Origin of the sequence: Methylibium sp. Root1272, assembly GCF_001425905.1 — a bacterium.
Taxonomy (GTDB): domain Bacteria; phylum Pseudomonadota; class Gammaproteobacteria; order Burkholderiales; family Burkholderiaceae_C; genus Methylibium.
Genome location: NZ_LMDY01000005.1, coordinates 1 through 18,303, shown reverse-complemented (window position 1 = coordinate 18,303; position 18,303 = coordinate 1). Strand labels below are relative to the sequence as shown.

General features: G+C 63.3%; 14 protein-coding genes, 2 tRNA genes, 3 rRNA genes and 1 pseudogene. 4 read left to right on the top strand and 16 right to left on the bottom strand.

The features are described 5' to 3' along the window. Positions 1–33: 33 nt before the first annotated feature. The 10 genes from ASC67_RS05265 to ptsP all read right to left on the bottom strand — a co-directional run bounded on the left by ASC67_RS05265 (position 34) and on the right by ptsP (position 10,774). The gene (locus ASC67_RS05265) at positions 34–771 is read right to left on the bottom strand and encodes a molecular chaperone (protein ID WP_056316064.1); all 738 of its coding nucleotides are present in this window, start codon (positions 769–771) and stop codon (positions 34–36) included. A 12-nt stretch (positions 772–783) separates the two neighbouring features. Then, positions 784–1,296 (bottom strand): spore coat U domain-containing protein, encoded by a 513-nt coding sequence (locus ASC67_RS05260; protein WP_056316059.1) that lies wholly within the window; start codon positions 1,294–1,296, stop codon positions 784–786. A gap of 194 nt (positions 1,297–1,490) precedes the next feature. Further along, on the bottom strand, positions 1,491–2,129 hold the full coding sequence (locus tag ASC67_RS05255; protein ID WP_056316057.1) for a response regulator transcription factor: 639 nt from the start codon (positions 2,127–2,129) through the stop codon (positions 1,491–1,493). A gap of 98 nt (positions 2,130–2,227) precedes the next feature. Beyond that, a complete protein-coding gene (gene ruvB, locus ASC67_RS05250; protein ID WP_056316053.1) occupies positions 2,228–3,292 on the bottom strand; it encodes a Holliday junction branch migration DNA helicase RuvB in 1,065 nt (354 codons plus the stop codon). Positions 3,293–3,414: 122 nt separating this feature from the next. After that, positions 3,415–3,527, bottom strand: a 5S ribosomal RNA gene (gene rrf, locus ASC67_RS05245). 117 nt (positions 3,528–3,644) lie between these two features. Then, a 23S ribosomal RNA gene (locus ASC67_RS05240) occupies positions 3,645–6,520 on the bottom strand. 255 nt (positions 6,521–6,775) lie between these two features. Next, positions 6,776–6,851 (bottom strand) — tRNA-Ala (locus ASC67_RS05235). A gap of 11 nt (positions 6,852–6,862) precedes the next feature. Then, positions 6,863–6,939 (bottom strand) — tRNA-Ile (locus tag ASC67_RS05230). Between the two features lie 142 nt (positions 6,940–7,081). Continuing rightward, positions 7,082–8,612, bottom strand: a 16S ribosomal RNA gene (locus ASC67_RS05225). Together the 16S, 23S and 5S rRNA genes with 2 tRNA genes alongside form the textbook arrangement of a ribosomal RNA operon. Before the next feature lie 383 nt (positions 8,613–8,995). Then, positions 8,996–10,774: a phosphoenolpyruvate--protein phosphotransferase gene (ptsP, locus tag ASC67_RS05220; protein WP_056316050.1), complete on the bottom strand. Its 1,779-nt coding sequence runs from the start codon at positions 10,772–10,774 to the stop codon at positions 8,996–8,998. Positions 10,775–10,934: 160 nt separating this feature from the next. Between ptsP and ASC67_RS05215 the strand changes: the two genes are divergently transcribed. Further along, the gene (locus ASC67_RS05215; RefSeq protein WP_056316047.1) at positions 10,935–11,786 is read left to right on the top strand and encodes a GNAT family N-acetyltransferase; all 852 of its coding nucleotides are present in this window, start codon (positions 10,935–10,937) and stop codon (positions 11,784–11,786) included. A 27-nt stretch (positions 11,787–11,813) separates the two neighbouring features. Here the strand turns inward: ASC67_RS05215 and ASC67_RS05210 are convergent, their stop codons facing one another. From ASC67_RS05210 to ASC67_RS05200, 3 genes are all read right to left on the bottom strand, one after another. Continuing rightward, complete coding sequence (locus tag ASC67_RS05210; protein WP_056316043.1) at positions 11,814–12,083, bottom strand: HPr family phosphocarrier protein; 270 nt, start codon at positions 12,081–12,083, stop codon at positions 11,814–11,816. Continuing rightward, positions 12,052–12,522 carry a PTS sugar transporter subunit IIA gene (locus ASC67_RS05205; protein ID WP_056316040.1) on the bottom strand — a complete coding sequence of 157 codons (471 nt, stop codon included), beginning with the start codon at positions 12,520–12,522 and terminating at the stop codon, positions 12,052–12,054. The genes ASC67_RS05210 and ASC67_RS05205 overlap by 32 nt, the downstream gene beginning before the upstream one ends. A gap of 123 nt (positions 12,523–12,645) precedes the next feature. Further along, a complete protein-coding gene (locus ASC67_RS05200; protein ID WP_056316036.1) occupies positions 12,646–13,176 on the bottom strand; it encodes a hypothetical protein in 531 nt (176 codons plus the stop codon). Positions 13,177–13,221: 45 nt separating this feature from the next. On the opposite strand from ASC67_RS05200, the gene ASC67_RS05195 reads away from it, so the two are divergent. Both ASC67_RS05195 and ASC67_RS05190 read left to right on the top strand, forming a co-directional pair. Further along, the gene (locus ASC67_RS05195) at positions 13,222–14,487 is read left to right on the top strand and encodes a CaiB/BaiF CoA-transferase family protein (RefSeq protein WP_056316035.1); all 1,266 of its coding nucleotides are present in this window, start codon (positions 13,222–13,224) and stop codon (positions 14,485–14,487) included. Between the two features lie 133 nt (positions 14,488–14,620). Then, the gene (locus tag ASC67_RS05190) at positions 14,621–15,712 is read left to right on the top strand and encodes a hypothetical protein (RefSeq protein ID WP_056316031.1); all 1,092 of its coding nucleotides are present in this window, start codon (positions 14,621–14,623) and stop codon (positions 15,710–15,712) included. Positions 15,713–15,722: 10 nt separating this feature from the next. Here the strand turns inward: ASC67_RS05190 and ASC67_RS05185 are convergent, their stop codons facing one another. After that, the gene (locus ASC67_RS05185; protein ID WP_056316028.1) at positions 15,723–16,409 is read right to left on the bottom strand and encodes a DUF4197 domain-containing protein; all 687 of its coding nucleotides are present in this window, start codon (positions 16,407–16,409) and stop codon (positions 15,723–15,725) included. 11 nt (positions 16,410–16,420) lie between these two features. Here ASC67_RS05185 and ASC67_RS05180 point away from each other — a divergent pair, with 11 nt between their 5' ends. Continuing rightward, positions 16,421–16,921, top strand: coding sequence for a peroxiredoxin (locus tag ASC67_RS05180; RefSeq protein ID WP_056316025.1), 501 nt, complete (start codon positions 16,421–16,423; stop codon positions 16,919–16,921). Positions 16,922–16,954: 33 nt separating this feature from the next. On the opposite strand, the gene ASC67_RS05175 is transcribed toward ASC67_RS05180, so the two are convergent. Beyond that, positions 16,955–18,079, bottom strand: a complete 1,125-nt coding sequence (locus ASC67_RS05175) for an HPP family protein (RefSeq protein WP_056316021.1) — start codon at positions 18,077–18,079, stop codon at positions 16,955–16,957. Between the two features lie 13 nt (positions 18,080–18,092). After that, a pseudogene (locus tag ASC67_RS05170) lies at positions 18,093–18,303 on the bottom strand (lipoyl synthase); the annotation flags it as partial.

Below are 18,303 nucleotides of genomic sequence, written 5' to 3'. Positions count from 1 at the left end.
GCGACGGCATGACGGCGGCGGCCCCCGCGCGTGTCAATCGGAGGCGAGGGACAGCGCCACATACTGCGGTCCGCGATCGGTCATCACCTCGAGGGTGAGCGGACCACTGCCCAGCGGCGCCTGCGGCTTGAGCCGGACGCTGCGGGCTTCGCCAGGAAACAGCACCGCTCCGACCGCGGCTTCCGCGGCGGGCTCCTGCGCGGCCACGCCCTCATGCAGGCGCAGCCTACCGATCTTCAGGTGCACGTTGCCGGCATTGCTGACCTGAGCCATCACGTCGCCGTTGGCCTGGCGGCGAAGCTGCCAGCGCTCGTCGCGGCTCACCACGGCGGGCGCCACGTAGACCGGAACCCGCAGCGCCACCAGGATGCGCACATTGCCGTGGATTGCCTGCGTCTCGCCGTCCTGCGGCGATGGCACTTCGCGCAGCACCAGCCGGTAGGTGGACTCCTTGAGGGCTTCGCCGCTCGCGCGACGCAGTCCCAGACGCACGATCTGCGTCCGTCCCGGCTGCACGGTGAACACCGGCGGATTGACGATCAGGTCGGTGGTCGGCGCATCGTGGTCGACGCCGTCGTGGCGCTGCCATGCGATGGCCTCGGCCTGAAGGATCATGGGGGTCGCGCCGTGGTTCACGACCTGAACGGTCGCGCGATCGTGCTGCGGATCCAGTTGCACGGCCACCGGCATGATGCCGAGGTCGGCAGCAGCCGCGGCGAACGGCATCGACAGCGCGAGACGCAGCGCAACGTGCAGCATCAGGAGGCGCATGGTGGGTGCACCTCAGTAGCTGATCGTGATCGTGACCGTGTCGCTGTAGTTGCCGGGCACGGCACCGGTCAGCGACGGCAAACGACCGTAGATCGTGAGCGACTGGTTGCTGCCGGTGCCGGTACCGGCCACCGGCGAACTGCCAGCCGTGCCGTTGCCCCACACCGTGGCGCGGCCCGAATCGAGGTAGAGCTGATAGCCGATCGTCTGCGCGCCGTTGCTCATCGAGCGGCTGCCGAAGACCGCTCCGCCGCCTGCGTGCAGCCCGGCGTCGAGGGCGACCGAATAGGGCGTTGTGTTGGTGCAGCGAACCGTCAGCGTCGAGCTGGCGTCGATCGGCACGGATGAGACCAGCGGATCGATGCTGCCTCCGAAGTTGAGCAGCGATCCGGAGACGGTGCAGGCGCTGACCACCGTGGCCTGAACCTGGAAGCTGCCGTTGGCAGAGGCGGCAACGGCGGCTTGCGTGGCCAGCGTCAGCAGAGCCGAGGCGGCGAGGTGGCGACGGGACGATGAAACTTGCATGGGACGGCCTCCGGACAGGCGTTGAACGATCCCGGAAGCTCGATCCGGGCCGATGAACGGTCCGGACGCTGCACAGGATGACGTACCCATGTCTTCGGCGGTCCCGAGCGCCCCTGTCGTCGGGGCGCTGCCGAACTGGAGGCCAGGGATGCATGGCTCGGCCTGTAGGTGTGTCACCTACAGTCGGCCATCTTTCACTCGGAATCGGTCAGTCCGTGCTGGACGCAGTACTTGGTGAGTTCAGTGTTGTTCTTCCAGCCCGTCTTGGCGAGGATGCGCGCGCGGTAGCTGCCGACGGTCTTCACCGACAGATGCATGGCCTCGGCGATGTCGGACGCTCCCTGGCCTGCAGCGATCAACTGCATCACGCGGTACTCCTGCGTCGACAGGGCTTCGTGCGGCAGTGCGCCCGGCGCCTTGCCGTCGAGGAGAGCCAATAGACGATCGGCCATCGAAGCCGTGACATAACGGCCCCCTTCGAGCACACGGCGGATGGCCGTGATCAGATCTTGAGAGGCTCGGTCCTTGGGCAGGTAGCCGGCCACCCCCATCTGCAGCAGCCGCGCGGCGTACCCAGATTCGGGATTCATGCTGAGTACCAGAATCGGTACGCCCTTGGCGACACGCAGCATGCGAGCCGCTCCCTCGACGCCGGTCGCATCGGGCAAGGAAAGATCGAGCAAGACAACGTTGGGTGGTCGAGCGTTGAAGCAGTGGACCGCCTCTTCGATCGTTTCGGCTTCTTCCACCTGAACATCGGCCCAGGCGGCCTCGATCAGTTGGCGGACTCCCACCCGCATGATGGGATGGTCATCGACGACGAGAACCTGCATGCCACGGATGTTGGCGACTTCGTCAGCGACGCGCAAGGGCTACGTCGGGGGATGTGCTCAGCACGGCCCGACGCCACCTCACCCGGTAGTGCCGCTCCTTACCCCTCGAACAACTCGCTTGCAGTCGCGGGTGGAATGACGCCGAGGTGGCGATAGGCAGCCGCCGTGGCGATGCGCCCGCGTGGCGTACGCTGGAGGTAGCCCTGCTGGATCAGGTAGGGCTCGATCACGTCCTCGATGGTGCCGGACTCTTCACCGATCGCCGCCGCAACGTTGTCAAGGCCGACAGGGCCTCCATCGAAACGATGGATCACCGCCTCCAGCAGCTTGCGGTCCATCACATCGAAGCCCTGGGGATCGACGTCGAGCATGGCGAGTGCCTTGTCGGCAATCTCGGCATCGATGCGGCCATCGCCCTTGACCTGTGCGTAGTCACGCACGCGCCGCAACAAGCGGTTGGCGATGCGCGGCGTGCCCCGAGAGCGCTTGGCAATCTCCATCCCGCCCGCTGTGTCCGTCGGCACCTGCAACAACCCCGCAGAGCGCTTGACGATGCGAGACAGTTCCTCGACGGAGTAGAACTCCAGCCTGGCCACGATGCCGAAGCGATCGCGCAATGGATTGGTCAGCATCCCGGCTCGGGTGGTGGCGCCGATCAGTGTGAAGGGCTGCAACTCGAGCTTGATCGAGCGGGCGGCTGGCCCCTCGCCGATCATGATGTCGATCTGATAGTCCTCCAAGGCCGGATAGAGGATCTCTTCGACCACGGGCGAAAGACGGTGGATCTCGTCGATGAACAAGACATCGTTGCGCTCGAGGTTGGTCAGGATGGCAGCCAGATCCTTCGGCTTCTCGAGCACCGGTCCCGATGTCTGGCGCAGATTGACGCCGAGTTCAGCAGCGATGATGTGCGACAGCGTGGTCTTGCCGAGGCCCGGCGGGCCGAACAACAAGACATGATCGAGCGCCTCGGACCGCTTGCGGGCCGCGCCGATGAAGATCTCCAGCTGCTCTCGCGCCTTGGCCTGACCCACGTAGTCGGCCAGACCCTTGGGCCTGAGCGCTCGTTCGATCGCTTCCTCGTTGGGTGACGCAGGAGCCGCACTGACCACTCGCCGTGCGGTCGGGGAAGACGAAGCAAAGTCGTCGGTCTGTATGCTCATGCTGTGATTGTGCGGGAGGCGCCGCGCAACAGATGTGCTTCATCGCAAGAACGTGAGCTCGAATTCAAAGCCCAGAAACAAAAACGCCCAACCATATTGGTTGGGCGTTTTGCTTAATATTAGCCTGACAATGTCCTACTTTCACACGGGAACCCGCACTATCATCGGCGCTGAGGCGTTTCACTGTCCTGTTCGGGATGGGAAGGAGTGGGACCACCTCGCTATGGTCATCAGGCTTAACCGGTCACCATATTGCTCACGGAGCAATACAGCCAATTCGTAGAGTCTTATCAGATTTTGATTGCGCCATCACGGCATAACGTTCGACAACTCAAATCGTCGTCAAAATTATAGGGTCAAGCCTCACGAGCAATTAGTACCGGTTAGCTTAACGCATTACTGCGCTTCCACACCCGGCCTATCAACGTCCTGGTCTCGAACGACTCTTCAGGGGGCTCAAGGCCCCGGCAGATCTCATCTTGAAACGAGTTTCCCGCTTAGATGCTTTCAGCGGTTATCTCTTCCGCACTTAGCTACTCGGCAATGCCACTGGCGTGACAACCGATACACCAGAGGTGCGTCCACTCCGGTCCTCTCGTACTAGGAGCAGGCTTCCTCAAATCTGCAGCGCCCACGGAAGATAGGGACCAAACTGTCTCACGACGTTTTAAACCCAGCTCACGTACCTCTTTAAATGGCGAACAGCCATACCCTTGGGACCGGCTACAGCCCCAGGATGAGATGAGCCGACATCGAGGTGCCAAACACCGCCGTCGATATGAACTCTTGGGCGGTATCAGCCTGTTATCCCCAGAGTACCTTTTATCCGTTGAGCGATGGCCCTTCCATACAGAACCACCGGATCACTTAGTCCTACTTTCGTACCTGCTCGACTTGTCAGTCTCGCAGTCAAGCACGCTTATGCCTATGCACTATCAGCACGATTTCCGACCGTGCCTAGCGTACCTTCGAACTCCTCCGTTACGCTTTGGGAGGAGACCGCCCCAGTCAAACTGCCCACCATGCACTGTCCCCAACCCGGATAACGGGTCAAGGTTAGAACCTCAAACACACCAGGGTGGTATTTCAAGGTTGGCTCCACGACACCTAGCGGCGCCGCTTCAAAGCCTCCCACCTATCCTACACAGATCTGTTCAAAGTCCAATACAAAGCTACAGTAAAGGTTCATGGGGTCTTTCCGTCTTTCCGCGGGGAGATTGCATCATCACAAACATTTCAACTTCGCTGAGTCTCTGGAGGAGACAGTGTGGCCATCGTTACGCCATTCGTGCAGGTCGGAACTTACCCGACAAGGAATTTCGCTACCTTAGGACCGTTATAGTTACGGCCGCCGTTTACTGGGACTTCAATCAAGAGCTTGCACCCCATCATTTAATCTTCCAGCACCGGGCAGGCGTCACACCCTATACGTCGACTTTCGTCTTTGCAGAGTGCTGTGTTTTTAATAAACAGTCGCAGCCACCGATTCTCTGCGGCCTCATTGGGCTCCCCCTGTACGGGATCACCTACTAAAGGCACACCTTCTTCCGAAGTTACGGTGTCAATTTGCCGAGTTCCTTCTCCAGAGTTCTCTCAAGCGCCTTAGAATACTCATCTCGCGCACCAGTGTCGGTTTGCGGTACGGTCGTGTGTAGCTGGAGCTTAGTGGCTTTTCCTGGAAGCAGGGTATCACTCACTTCAGCGGCAAGCCGCCTCGTTATCACGCCTCATCTAAGATCTCCGGATTTGCCTAGAGACCACGACTACACGCTTGAACCGGGACATCCAACACCCGGCTGAGCTAACCTTCTCCGTCCCCACATCGCACTACACATCGGTACAGGAATATTGACCTGTTTCCCATCAGCTACGCATCTCTGCCTCGCCTTAGGGGCCGACTCACTCTACGTCGATGAACGTTGCGTAGAAAACCTTGCGCTTTCGGCGAGGGGGCTTTTCACCCCCTTTAACGCTACTCATGTCAGCATTCGCACTTCCGATACCTCCAGCAGGCTTCACAACCCACCTTCACAGGCTTACGGAACGCTCTCCTACCACGTACGCTTGCGCGCACATCCGCAGCTTCGGTTACTGGCTTAGCCCCGTTACATCTTCCGCGCAGGACGACTCGATCAGTGAGCTATTACGCTTTCTTTAAATGATGGCTGCTTCTAAGCCAACATCCTGACTGTTTTAGCCTTCCCACTTCGTTTCCCACTTAGCCAATATTAGGGACCTTAGCTGGCGGTCTGGGTTGTTTCCCTCTTGTGTCCGGACGTTAGCACCCGGTGCACTGTCTCCCAAGCTGTACTCATCGGTATTCGGAGTTTGCAATGGTTTGGTAAGTCGCCATGACCCCCTAGCCATAACAGTGCTCTACCCCCGATGGTAATACTTGAGGCACTACCTAAATAGTTTTCGGAGAGAACCAGCTATTTCCAAGTTTGTTTAGCCTTTCACCCCTATCCACAGCTCATCCGCTAGTTTTGCAACACTAGTCGGTTCGGACCTCCAGTGCGTGTTACCGCACCTTCATCCTGGCCATGGATAGATCACTTGGTTTCGGGTCTACACCCAGCGACTGAACGCCCTATTCGGACTCGATTTCTCTACGCCTTCCCTATTCGGTTAAGCTTGCCACTGAATGTAAGTCGCTGACCCATTATACAAAAGGTACGCAGTCACCCTTGCGGGCTCCTACTTTTTGTATGCATGCGGTTTCAGGATCTATTTCACTCCCCTCCCGGGGTTCTTTTCGCCTTTCCCTCACGGTACTAGTTCACTATCGGTCGATTACGAGTATTTAGCCTTGGAGGATGGTCCCCCCATCTTCAGACAGGATTTCTCGTGTCCCGCCCTACTTGTCGCACGCCCAGTTCCACAGCCGAATTTTTTCATACGGGGCTATCACCCGCTATGGCCAGCCTTTCCAGACTGTTCTGATAATTCGATTGCTAAAACGTGCAGGCTGGTCCGATTTCGCTCGCCACTACTTTCGGAATCTCGGTTGATGTCTATTCCTCGAGCTACTGAGATGTTTCAGTTCACCCGGTTCGCCTCGCATGACTATGTATTCATCATGCGATACCCTTGCGGGTGGGTTTCCCCATTCGGAAATCTCCGGATCAAAGCTAATTTGCCAGCTCCCCGAAGCTTATCGCAGGCTATCACGTCCTTCATCGCCTGTAATCGCCAAGGCATCCACCACATGCACTTAGTCACTTGACCCTATAATTTTGACGCCTCGCTGAAGAAGCATCGTCAAGGACTGATTTGAGTATTTGCGTTATGCCGTTTCTTCAAATTCTTGCGAATTGAAGTTTGTTGACGCAATCAAAAATGTTGCCGGCGGCACGGTCCGCCATGAAGCGGTTTCCGCCGACAACTCTGATTTGACTCTACGGATTGTTAAAGAACGACAGACGATCTGACGATCGCATGCGTCAGAGGCCGAAGGCCACTGACGCTTGAGATCGAATCTGATGGTGGAGGTGAACGGGATCGAACCGATGACCCCCTGCTTGCAAAGCAGGTGCTCTCCCAGCTGAGCTACACCCCCACGGAATGGATTGGTGGGTCTGGTTGGATTCGAACCAACGACCCCCGCCTTATCAAGACGGTGCTCTAACCAACTGAGCTACAGACCCAAGCATTCATGAAACGCTGCGGTCCGCTCATCACGTCAACCAGGCGTTGGCCTTGCGGTTACGTCAAGCCGGTCACGTTTCAATTTCTGTCGTCAAAGACAGCCGATAAGTGTGGGCGCAAGAGATTGAGTGCTATTTCCAGAAAGGAGGTGATCCAGCCGCACCTTCCGATACGGCTACCTTGTTACGACTTCACCCCAGTCACGAACCCTGCCGTGGTAATCGCCCCCCTTGCGGTTAGGCTAACTACTTCTGGCAGAACCCGCTCCCATGGTGTGACGGGCGGTGTGTACAAGACCCGGGAACGTATTCACCGCGGCAAGCTGATCCGCGATTACTAGCGATTCCGACTTCACGCAGTCGAGTTGCAGACTGCGATCCGGACTACGACCGGTTTTCTGGGATTGGCTCCCCCTCGCGGGTTGGCAGCCCTCTGTACCGGCCATTGTATGACGTGTGTAGCCCTACCCATAAGGGCCATGATGACCTGACGTCATCCCCACCTTCCTCCGGTTTGTCACCGGCAGTCTCATTAGAGTGCCCTTACGTAGCAACTAATGACAAGGGTTGCGCTCGTTGCGGGACTTAACCCAACATCTCACGACACGAGCTGACGACGGCCATGCAGCACCTGTGTTCTAGTTCTCTTTCGAGCACGAAACCATCTCTGGTAACTTCTAGACATGTCAAGGGTAGGTAAGGTTTTTCGCGTTGCATCGAATTAAACCACATCATCCACCGCTTGTGCGGGTCCCCGTCAATTCCTTTGAGTTTCAACCTTGCGGCCGTACTCCCCAGGCGGTCAACTTCACGCGTTAGCTTCGTTACTGAACAGCAAGCCGTCCAACAACCAGTTGACATCGTTTAGGGCGTGGACTACCAGGGTATCTAATCCTGTTTGCTCCCCACGCTTTCGTGCATGAGCGTCAGTGCAGGCCCAGGGGATTGCCTTCGCCATCGGTGTTCCTCCGCATATCTACGCATTTCACTGCTACACGCGGAATTCCATCCCCCTCTGCCGCACTCCAGCCTTGCAGTCACAAATGCAGTTCCCAGGTTGAGCCCGGGGATTTCACATCTGTCTTGCAAAGCCGCCTGCGCACGCTTTACGCCCAGTAATTCCGATTAACGCTTGCACCCTACGTATTACCGCGGCTGCTGGCACGTAGTTAGCCGGTGCTTATTCTTCAGGTACCGTCATTAATTCGGGGTATTAGCCCAAACCGTTTCTTCCCTGACAAAAGCGGTTTACAACCCGAAGGCCTTCTTCCCGCACGCGGCATGGCTGGATCAGGCTTGCGCCCATTGTCCAAAATTCCCCACTGCTGCCTCCCGTAGGAGTCTGGGCCGTGTCTCAGTCCCAGTGTGGCTGGTCGTCCTCTCAGACCAGCTACGGATCGTAGCCTTGGTAGGCTTTTACCCCACCAACTAGCTAATCCGACATCGGCCGCTCCAATAGCGCGAGGTCTTGCGATCCCCCGCTTTCACCCGTAGGTCGTATGCGGTATTAATCCGGCTTTCGCCGGGCTATCCCCCACAACTGGGCACGTTCCGATGTATTACTCACCCGTTCGCCACTCGCCACCAGGATTGCTCCCGTGCTGCCGTTCGACTTGCATGTGTAAGGCATGCCGCCAGCGTTCAATCTGAGCCAGGATCAAACTCTTCAGTTCGATCTTGATAAATTACTCAAAGAATTGAAGTGAACTTCACTTGCATGAAAATTCAATTCAGTGAGCGTTTAAGGTCCTTGAGACCTCGAATCCTGCGATTGCTCACAAGACTCTTGGCACTCGCCTTCAAACGCCCACGCTTATCGGCTGTCATTTGTTAAAGAGCGTCGCCTTTCGGCGTTGCTGACCTGTTGTCAGCAGAGAAGTGAGATTATGACTTGATTTTAAATCCTTGTCAACCACTCAGCTTTTCTTATTTTCTTTTGCCTCTCACACTTTCACTGCCGTTTCCGGCGAGGCGCTGTGATCAGCGAAGACAGCTACTGTAGCACGAAGTTTTTCGAACGTGCAAGTTCGCCGCTGAAATTGATCTGTGCGCTCCTTCAACGCGGCGGCGTCACCGCCGCCACGCCACCACTGTTCCGCAGGGGCGAGAACGTCGGCACGTCGTTCCGGGTTCCCAACAACAGATCGCTCAGCCGCCGCGTGTCGGTGCGCAGGATCTGCTGCTTGATTGCGGCGATCTGCGACGGGTGCATCGAGAAGCTGCGCAAGCCCATCGCCAGCAAGACCGACGTGAAGCTCGGATCACCCGCCATCTCGCCGCACACGCTGACCGCCCTGCTACGTGCCTTAGCAGCGCGAATGGTTCGGGCGACGAGTTCCAGCACGGCGGGGTGCCAGGGGTCGTACAGGTGGGCGACGGATTCATCGGCCCTGTCGATTGCCAATGTGTACTGGATCAGGTCATTGGTGCCGAGCGACACGAAGTCGAAGGCGTCGAGGAAGCGATCGACCATCAGCGCCGCGGCCGGCACCTCGATCATCGCGCCCACCTGGACATCGCCGAATGCACGCCCTGACTCCGTCAGCTGCTGCTTCGCTCGCGCCAGCGCGTCGAAAGTGCCGCGAATCTCGGACTCGTGCGCGAGCATCGGCACGAGCAATCGCACCTGGCCATGCGCGCTGGCTCGAAGGATGGCGCGCAACTGTTGCCGGAACATGCTGGGCTCCGACAGGCTCCAGCGGATCGCTCTCAGGCCCAGCGCGGGATTGAGCGCGTGCTCGTGCCGCAGTTCGTGCGCCGACATGCGATCTAGCGGCTTGTCCGCGCCGATGTCGACAGTCCGGATCGTCACCGGCAGCCCCTTCATCGCCTCGACCACGGCGAGGTAGGCCTCAAACTGCTCGTCTTCGCCGGGTAAGTCGTCAGCCCGGTTCATGAACAGGAACTCGCTACGGAACAGCCCGACGCCGACAGCACCGGCATCCAGCGCCGCCGAGGCATCGCCGGGGAGCTCGATGTTGGCGAGCAGTTCGACCCGCTCGCCGTCCAGCGTGACGGCCGGCGTGTGCCGCAAGCGCGTGAGGCGAACGCGCTCCAGTTCGCTCTGCCGCTGGCGGAAGCGGTACTCCTCCAGCACGATCGAGGAAGGATCGACGATCACGACCCCGGCATCGCCGTCGATCACCACCCAGTCGTCCTGCCGGATGATGCGGCTGGCCTCGCGGGCACCGACGACCGCCGGAATGTCGAGACTGCGCGCAACGATCGCCGTGTGCGAGGTCTTGCCGCCAACATCGGTGATAAAGCCCGTAAAGACGCTGCGCTTGAACTGCAGCATGTCGGCCGGCGCGATGTCGTTGGCCACCAGCACCAGCGGATCCTCGCCGGCAAAGTCACGCGGGTTGACGCCGATCGGAGGCGGCGTGGCACTGCTGTCGTGCATCAGCACCCGCAGCAGGCGCTCGACCACCTGCTCGAGGTCGGCCTTGCGCTCACGCAGGTAATCGTTCTCCATCTCGTCGAACTGCCGCGCCAACACTTCCAGCTGGGCCGAGAGCGCCCATTCGGCGTTGTAGTGCCGCTCGCGCACCCATTGCGCGGTGGCCCCGGTCAGTGCCTCGTCGTGCAGCAGCATCAGGTGCACATCGAGCAGCGCGGACAGCTCTGCGGGCGCATCCTCGGGCAGATCGCGCTGGAGGCCACCGAGCTCCGTCGCCACCGCATCGCGCGCCTGCAGCAACCGTTCGATCTCGCGCTCGACCTGGGCCGGCTCGATGAAGTAATGGGCCACGTCGACGCGACTGGACGCGACCAGCACCGCGCGACCGATGGCCACGCCGCGCGAGACCGGAATTCCGAACATCTGCAGGCTCATGAAACGATCGTAGCAGCGGCCCGTCCGCCCCCGGCAGGGGTTATCACCGCGCGCGCCTGTCCGGGCCCTGACCGCGTGTCATCGCCACGTCACCGGACCTACATCGCGCCGTCACGCCGCTGACTCAAGCTCGTCGCCATTGCTGAACAAGGAGCGAACCATGAGGGACTTGCCGCTGCCGACACTGCCGCTGCAGGAAATTCCGAGCCTGGAGCTGCGTGCGCCTCGGAGGTCACTTCGACGACCCGGCGGCGAAGCTCTCCCCGCGGCCAGCCAGTGTGGACTGGACGTGGTTTGGGCGCGCGATGAAAGCGAGGTTCGCGAAGCGCAGCGCCTGAGGTACCAGATCTTCGTCGAGGAGATGGGCGCCCGCCTGTCCCCTCCGGCCGGCACGCCGGCCGGTCTGGACATCGACGTCTACGACGCCTTCTGCGAACACCTGCTCGTGCGCACGGTGGGCGCGCACGGGGAGCCCGGCAGAGTGATCGGCACCTACCGCGTCCTGACGCCGGCAGCCGCGCGACGCATCGGTGGGCTCTACAGCGAAACCGAGTTCGATCTCACGCGCCTGCGCCCGCTGCGAGGCAAGATGGTCGAACTGGGCCGCTCCTGCGTGCATGCCGACCACCGCTCGGGCGGCGCGATCCTCGCGCTGTGGGGGGCCCTGGCCGAGTTCATGGTCCGCAACGAGCTCGACACGATGATCGGCTGCGCCAGTATCAGCATGCGCGATGGCGGCCACGTGGCGGCCAGCCTGTGGGAACAACTGCGCCACACGCACCTGGCACCGATCGAATGGCAGGTGCGTCCGCGCCTGCCGCTGCCGGTGGATGAACTCGACCGGCACCTCGCCGTCGAGCCACCGCCGCTGATCAAGGGCTACCTGCGCTGTGGCGCCAAGGTGCTGGGGGCACCGGCCTGGGACCCCGACTTCAACACCGCCGATCTGCCGATGCTGATGCGCATCGACGATCTGCCGCTCAAGTACCGTCGCCACTTCCTCGGCCACTGAGGCCGCGCAGACAGCGACGCGGAAGGCCTACTCGCCCTCGCCGAACTTGTCGTTGATCAGCCGCAGGAGCGCGTCCATTGCCTCGCGCTCCTGGTCGCCCGAGGTCTCGACCTCGATCTCGGTGCCGATGCCGGCCGCCAGCATCATGACGCCCATGATGCTCTTGGCATTGACGCGCCGCTGGCCGCGGCTGAGGAAGACTTCGCAGGGGTAGCTGCCCGCCAGCTTGGTGAGCTTGGCCGAGGCCCGAGCGTGCAGGCCAAGCTTATTGCTGATGCTGATGCGCGTTGAAATCATCGCCGGGTCGGGCTCCCACGTTCTGTGCCTGGTTCTGGGGTCGGGCCGGCGCCACCTGCAGCACGCCCTGCGTCGCGCCGGCCAGCGCGCGCGCCACGAGCATGTCGAGCGGCTGGTCCGCATAGTTCATCGTGCGCCACAGCATGGGCACGTTGACGCCGGTGACGATCTTGACGCGCACGCCATCGGCCAGCCGCTGGGCGACGTTGCACGGTGTCGCGCCGAACACGTCGGTCAGGATCAGCGCCTCGCGCCGCCCTGGCACCGACAGTGAACGCTCGAGCAGGATGCGCGCCTGCGCCTCGATCTCCTCGGGCGTCAGCTGCGGCGTCACGTCGAGCGCCTCGACCACCGACATCGCCTCGGGGAAGGCATGCCCCGCTGCGGCCTTGAGCGCCGAAGCCAGCGGAGCGTGCGCAATGATGAACAGTCCGGCCATGTCAGGAGGATTATGGGTTCAGGCTCCCGGGCCGGCGCAGCAACGCCGAATCGGGTGCATGACAAGCCGCGTTTGTACATCGCTCGCGGTCGTCACGTGCTCGGCTTGCCCCTCCGACCCCAGTCACGGCTGCAGCTTCAAGCCGTCGAAGAAGGTCTCGATCGCCTGCGCCGAGGGCTCTCCGCCCAGCGCCGCGGCGTGGAACACGCGCGTGCCGCGCGCGAACAACACCGACTGATCGACCACCGGTGTGCCATCGGGGCGTTTGCCGGCGATGCTGGAGCGAACTGCCTGCGCTTGCGGCGTCATGCCGCCGACCTGTGCCGACTTCACCACTGTCTCGGTTCCATCGAGATTGCGAAGCCGCGCTGCGCGCAATTCGGCGAGCGCCGGGCCGACGAGCGCCGGGTCGGCCATGTCGGCGGTGCTCAGGCCCCAGGTCGTTCCCTCTGCAGTGCAGCCCAGCACCTGCATCTGGACCTGGCGCCCGGCCAGCGCCAGCTGACGGGAACGCTGCTCCGGCTTGCAGGGCAGCAGGATCACGAGGCTGGCGGCGTCCGGCCGCACCTCGCGCCAGTCGAGTGCAGGCGCGCAGGCCCCCGCCAGGACGGCGAGTCCCGCCACGCAGGCGCACAACGCAGGCCGCAACGACATCGCTTCATTATCGTGACACCGCGCTCACGGCATCAGAATCACCGCATGACTGCTGTGCTCGCCGCCCTCTCGCTCGCCGGCCTGCGTGTGCTGGACCTGTCGCGCGTACTCGCCGGCCCCTGGTGCACGCAACTGCTCGGTGATCTGGGCGCCGACGTGGTGAAGGTCGAACGGCCCGGCAGCGGCGACGACACGCGCGGCTGGGGCCCGCCCTTCCTGCACGACGGGAGCGGCGCCGAAAGCAGCGAATCGGCCTACTTCCTCGGCGCGAACCGCAACAAGCGCTCGATCACGATCGACCTGGCCCACCCCGATGGCCAGGCGCTGGTGCGCGCCCTGGCACTGCAGGCGGACGTGCTGGTCGAGAACTACAAGGTCGGCGACATGGCCCGCTACGGGCTCGACTTCGAGTCGCTGCATGCACTGAACCCGCAACTCGTCTACTGCTCGATCACCGGCTACGGCCAGACCGGCCCCTACCGCGAGCGCGCCGGCTACGACTACGCCGTGCAAGGGCTGGGCGGGCTGATGAGCGTGACCGGCGAACGCGACGACCTGCCCGGCGGCGGCCCGCAGAAGGTCGGTGTGGCCGTGACCGACCTGTTCACCGGCCTGTACGCCACGGTCGGCATCCTCGCGGCCTTGCGCCATCGCGACGCCGACGGGTTCCGTCACGGCACCGGCCAGCACATCGACATGGCCCTGCTCGACACCCAGGTGGCGATGCTGGCCAACCTGGGCGCCAACTACCTGGTCAGCGGCCAGGTGCCGGGCCGCGCCGGCAACGCGCACCAGAACATCGTGCCCTACCAGGTCTTCGATGTGGCCGATGGCCACGTGATCCTGGCGGTCGGCAACGACGCCCAGTTCACCAGGTTCTGCGCGATCGCCGGTCGGCCCGAGCTGGCCACCGATCCGCGCTTCGCGACCAACGCCGACCGGGTGCGCCATCGCGCCGCGCTGGTGCCCGTGCTCGCGGCACTGATGCGCCAGCGACGGCGCGACGACTGGCTCGCCGAGCTGGAAGCAGCCAAGGTGCCCTGCGGCCCGATCAACTCGCTCGACCAGGTGTTCACCGACTCGCAGGTGCTGGCGCGCGGCATGGTCCAAGCGGTCTCTCACCCGCTGACCGACACGCTGCGGTTGGTCGCCAGCCCACTCAAGATGTCGGCCACGCCGGTGCAGACGCGCCGGCCGCCGCCCTTGCTCGATCAGCATGGCGCCGAAGTGCTGGCCGATTGGCTGGGCTGGGACGCGGTAGCCATTGCCGCCGCCCGCGAGCGCGGCGCGCTCGGGCCGGCACGCCCCTGAGTCGGGGGGCTGGACCGGCCGAACGTCACAAAGTACTGGGCTGCGTGAAGAAACACCCGGACAATTCCGCCAGGGAAGTGCAGAGCTTCCCGGCCGGGCGCTTCGGGCCGCGGTCCCACACGACAGAACAAACATGACCGCTCGCCCCTCGCTCACCCGCGCCACCGCCGAAGCCGAGCCCCTTGATGCCTGGCGCGAGATCGTCGCGCAGATCGGGCGGGACGTCGCCGGGCCGCTGACGACGGCGCTCGAGCGCGTGATCCAGCTCACCACCACCGGCAAGATCGACCGCGAAGGCCTGCGGGTGCTGCGCGCCGAGATCGAGCGCGCTCGCCGCGTCGGCATGGTCGGCCAGCAACTGTCGCGCTTTGCCTCGAAGCGGCTGCGGCAATCTCATGAGCGGCTCGATCTCGCTCAGACGCTGCAGGCGGTGCTCACGCACCGCGCGCGCGAGGTCAACGCCCGCGGTATCCAGGTGCGGCAGAGCACGCGGGCCATCGAGGTGCTGGTCGATCCGGCGCTGCTGTTCAGCCTGCTCAACGCTGTGCTCGACTGGGCGGCCGAAGGCACCCGGTCGAGCATCGATTTCCGCGTCGACCAGAAGGACTGGCCGCCGCACGGCCGGGTGTCCTGCAGCTTCGCCCTCGAGCCGACCGACGAAGCCGTACTCGCGTCGCTGAACTGGCACCTGGTGGGCCAGATCGCCCACTCGATGGGATTGGCCCTGAACTGCGAAACCGACGAGACCCACGTGACGCTGACACTGGAGTTCCCGCGCACCGTCAGTGACGCCGTCGAAGGCATGAGCGCCGTCGAACTCGATCACGGCGATGCATCGACGCTGAATTCCAAGCCGCTGGCCGGCAGCCAGGTCCTGGTGGTGTCGGCCCGCCGCGAGATGCGGCTCCTGGTGCGCGAGGCCATCGCCAACATGGGCCTGGTGATCGACTTCGTCGGTTCGGTCGACGAGGCGGTCGACTTCTGCCGCGAAGGCTGGCCGCACGCCATCGTGTTCGAGGCCGTGCTGCGCGGCGAACGGCTCGACCAGCTGGCCGAGGAGATCCGCGCCGAGCTGCCCGGCTTCTCGTTCATCGAGATCGCCGAAGAGGGCAACGCCTTCGAGATCTCGGGCTTCAACGGCATGAACCACGCCCGGGTGGGCCGGGACGGCCTGCATCAATCGTTGCCGTCGGCGCTGGTGTTCGAGCTCTCCAAGCAGTACTGAAAGCGCGCGCTTACAGCGCGCCGAACACCTTCTTCAGGATCGCGCTGCCGGTGCCCACCGGGTCCTGGCGGATCTTCTTCTCCTCCTCGCCGATCATCAGGTACAGGCCGTCCAGCGCCTTGCCCGTCACGTACTTCTGCACGTTGGCATCCTCCTTCTTCACCAGGCCGAAGCCGGCGGCCTTGCCGGCCACCGCGTTGTACTTGTCGGCCAGATCGACCTTCTCGGTCTGCTTGGTCACGATCGGCAGGAATTTCTCGCCGAGCGGCGCGCGCGTCTTCTCGGCAAAGAAGTTCGTCACCGAGGTGTCGCCGCCCGTGAGGATCTTCTTCGCGTCGTCGACCGACATCTGCTTGACCGCATTGCTGAGCAGTTGCTTGGATTCCGGCACGGCAGCCTCGGCGGCCCGGTTCATCGCCGTCACCAGTTCGTCGACCTTCTTGCCCTGACCCAGGCTCTTCATCAGCTTGGCGGCGCTCTCCAGCCCCGACGGCAGCGGGATGCGAACTTTCGGATTGCCGAGGAATCCATCGGTCTTGCCGAGCAGCCCCACCGCCACTTCGGCGCCGCGTTCGAGCGCCGCCTTCAAGCCGGCACTGGCATCGGCGTCGCTGAGAGACAGGGCGCGCGCCTGCGCGGCCCAGACCCACAGCGCGATGCCGGCGGCGAGCTGACCCGTAAACTCACGACGATCCATCGGACACCTCCATGAAATTGATGCGCTATGTTGCGGCCGCGGCCGTCGTCTTGGCAATCGGCATCGCCGCCACGTCGGCGCTGACCGGCAAGCAGGCTGCCCCCGACGTGGCCTACACGCTGCTCGACGGATCGCAACATCGCACCGATCAGTTGCGCGGCAAGGTGGTGCTGGTGAACTTCTGGGCCACGAGCTGCGTGACCTGCGTGAAGGAGATGCCCGACATTGCCGCGACACACGAGAAGTTCAAGGCCCGCGGCTACGAGACGCTGGCCGTGGCGATGAGCTATGACCCGCCGGCCTACGTGGTCAACTTCACCGAGACCCGCAAGCTGCCGTTCCGTGTCGCGATCGACCATGACGGCTCCATCGCCCGCAGCTTCGGTGACATCCAGCTGACACCGACCAGTGTGCTCATCAACAAGCGCGGCGAAGTCGTCAAGCGCTATGTCGGCGAGCCCGATTTCGCCGAGCTGCACAAGCTGCTCGACAAGCTGCTCGCCGAAGCCTGAACGAACGCCCCCCCTTCAGCTCCGCCTGCGCCGTCAGCTCACGCGCGACAGGGCCGACACCACGTCGGACTGCGTCAGCATGCCGACCAGACGCGCCTCCGGGCCGACGATCGGGATGTGGTGGTGCCCGCCCTGCGCAAAAAGCGGCACCAGTTCGGCCACCGGACGGTCTTCGCTGGCGACGCGCACCTGGCGCGTCATGATCTGCCCGACCACCTCCGGCTTGTCGCTGTGCGTGGCCGGCGTGCGGCGAATGAAGCTGCGCAGACGCGCCGACCAGCCCTCGTGGATGTCGAGGTCGGCATGGCGCAGGAAATCCGCCAGCGTCACGATGCCGACCACCCGCCGAGCCCGGTCGACCACCGGCAGCGCCTTGATGCGGTGCTCGCGCAGCAGCGCCCAGGCGTCCTGCAGCTCGGTGCCGAATGACACCGTCACGACCTCGCGCGTCATGATGTCCGCGCACAGCGTCGCACCGAAACGCCGGCGGTAGGCCTCGGCCTCCGCCGCATGCAGCAGCGCGACCAGGTCGTCGCGGCTCACGTCGATCACCTGGCCATAGCGCTCCAGCACCGCGTCGAGGTCGGCGTCGCTGAAGCGGTGGGTCTCGTCGCCGCCCGGGCCGGGTGGCGCCGCGAGCTGGGCGTGCGAATAGGGGCGTCGCGTCGCGCTGTTGTAGACGGCCCCGGCGAGCACCAGCAACACGGAGTTGAAGCAGGCCGGAAACCACGCGAAGCCGAACGAGCCGACGCCGGACAACGCCGTCAGCAAGGCCATCGCCCCGCCTGGCGGGTGCAGGCAGCGCAGCGCAAACATCGCGCCGATCGCCAGGCCCACCGCGATCGCAGCGGCCCAGGCCGGGTCGGGGATCAGATGGGCACAGGCGATGCCGATCAGCGCCGAGATCGTGTTGCCGCCGACCACCGACCAGGGCTGCGCGAGCGGACTGGCCGGTACCGCGAACACCAGCACGGCGCTGGCGCCGAGCGGCGCGACCAGCCACGGCACGGTAGCGCCGGTCCAGTGCGACTCGACCCAACGGCTCAGCAGGCCGGTCAGCAACAGTCCCAGTGCCGCGCCGAGCGCCGCCCGCGCCCGCTCGGTCGGACCGACCGTCAGGCGCGCCGGCAGCCAGGCGCGCATCGGCGGCCAGGTCATCGGCCGCGGAGGATCAGCCTGCGACGACGCCCACGCCCGCGGCGTGCGCCTGCTGGTCGGCGTGGTAGCTCGAGCGCACCATGGCGCCCACGGCGGCGTGGCTGAAGCCCATCGCGTAGGCCTCGACCTCGAAGCGCTTGAAGGCCTCCGGCGTCACGTAGCGCCGCACCGGCAGGTGGTGCCCGCTGGGCGCCAGGTACTGCCCGATGGTGATCATGTCGATG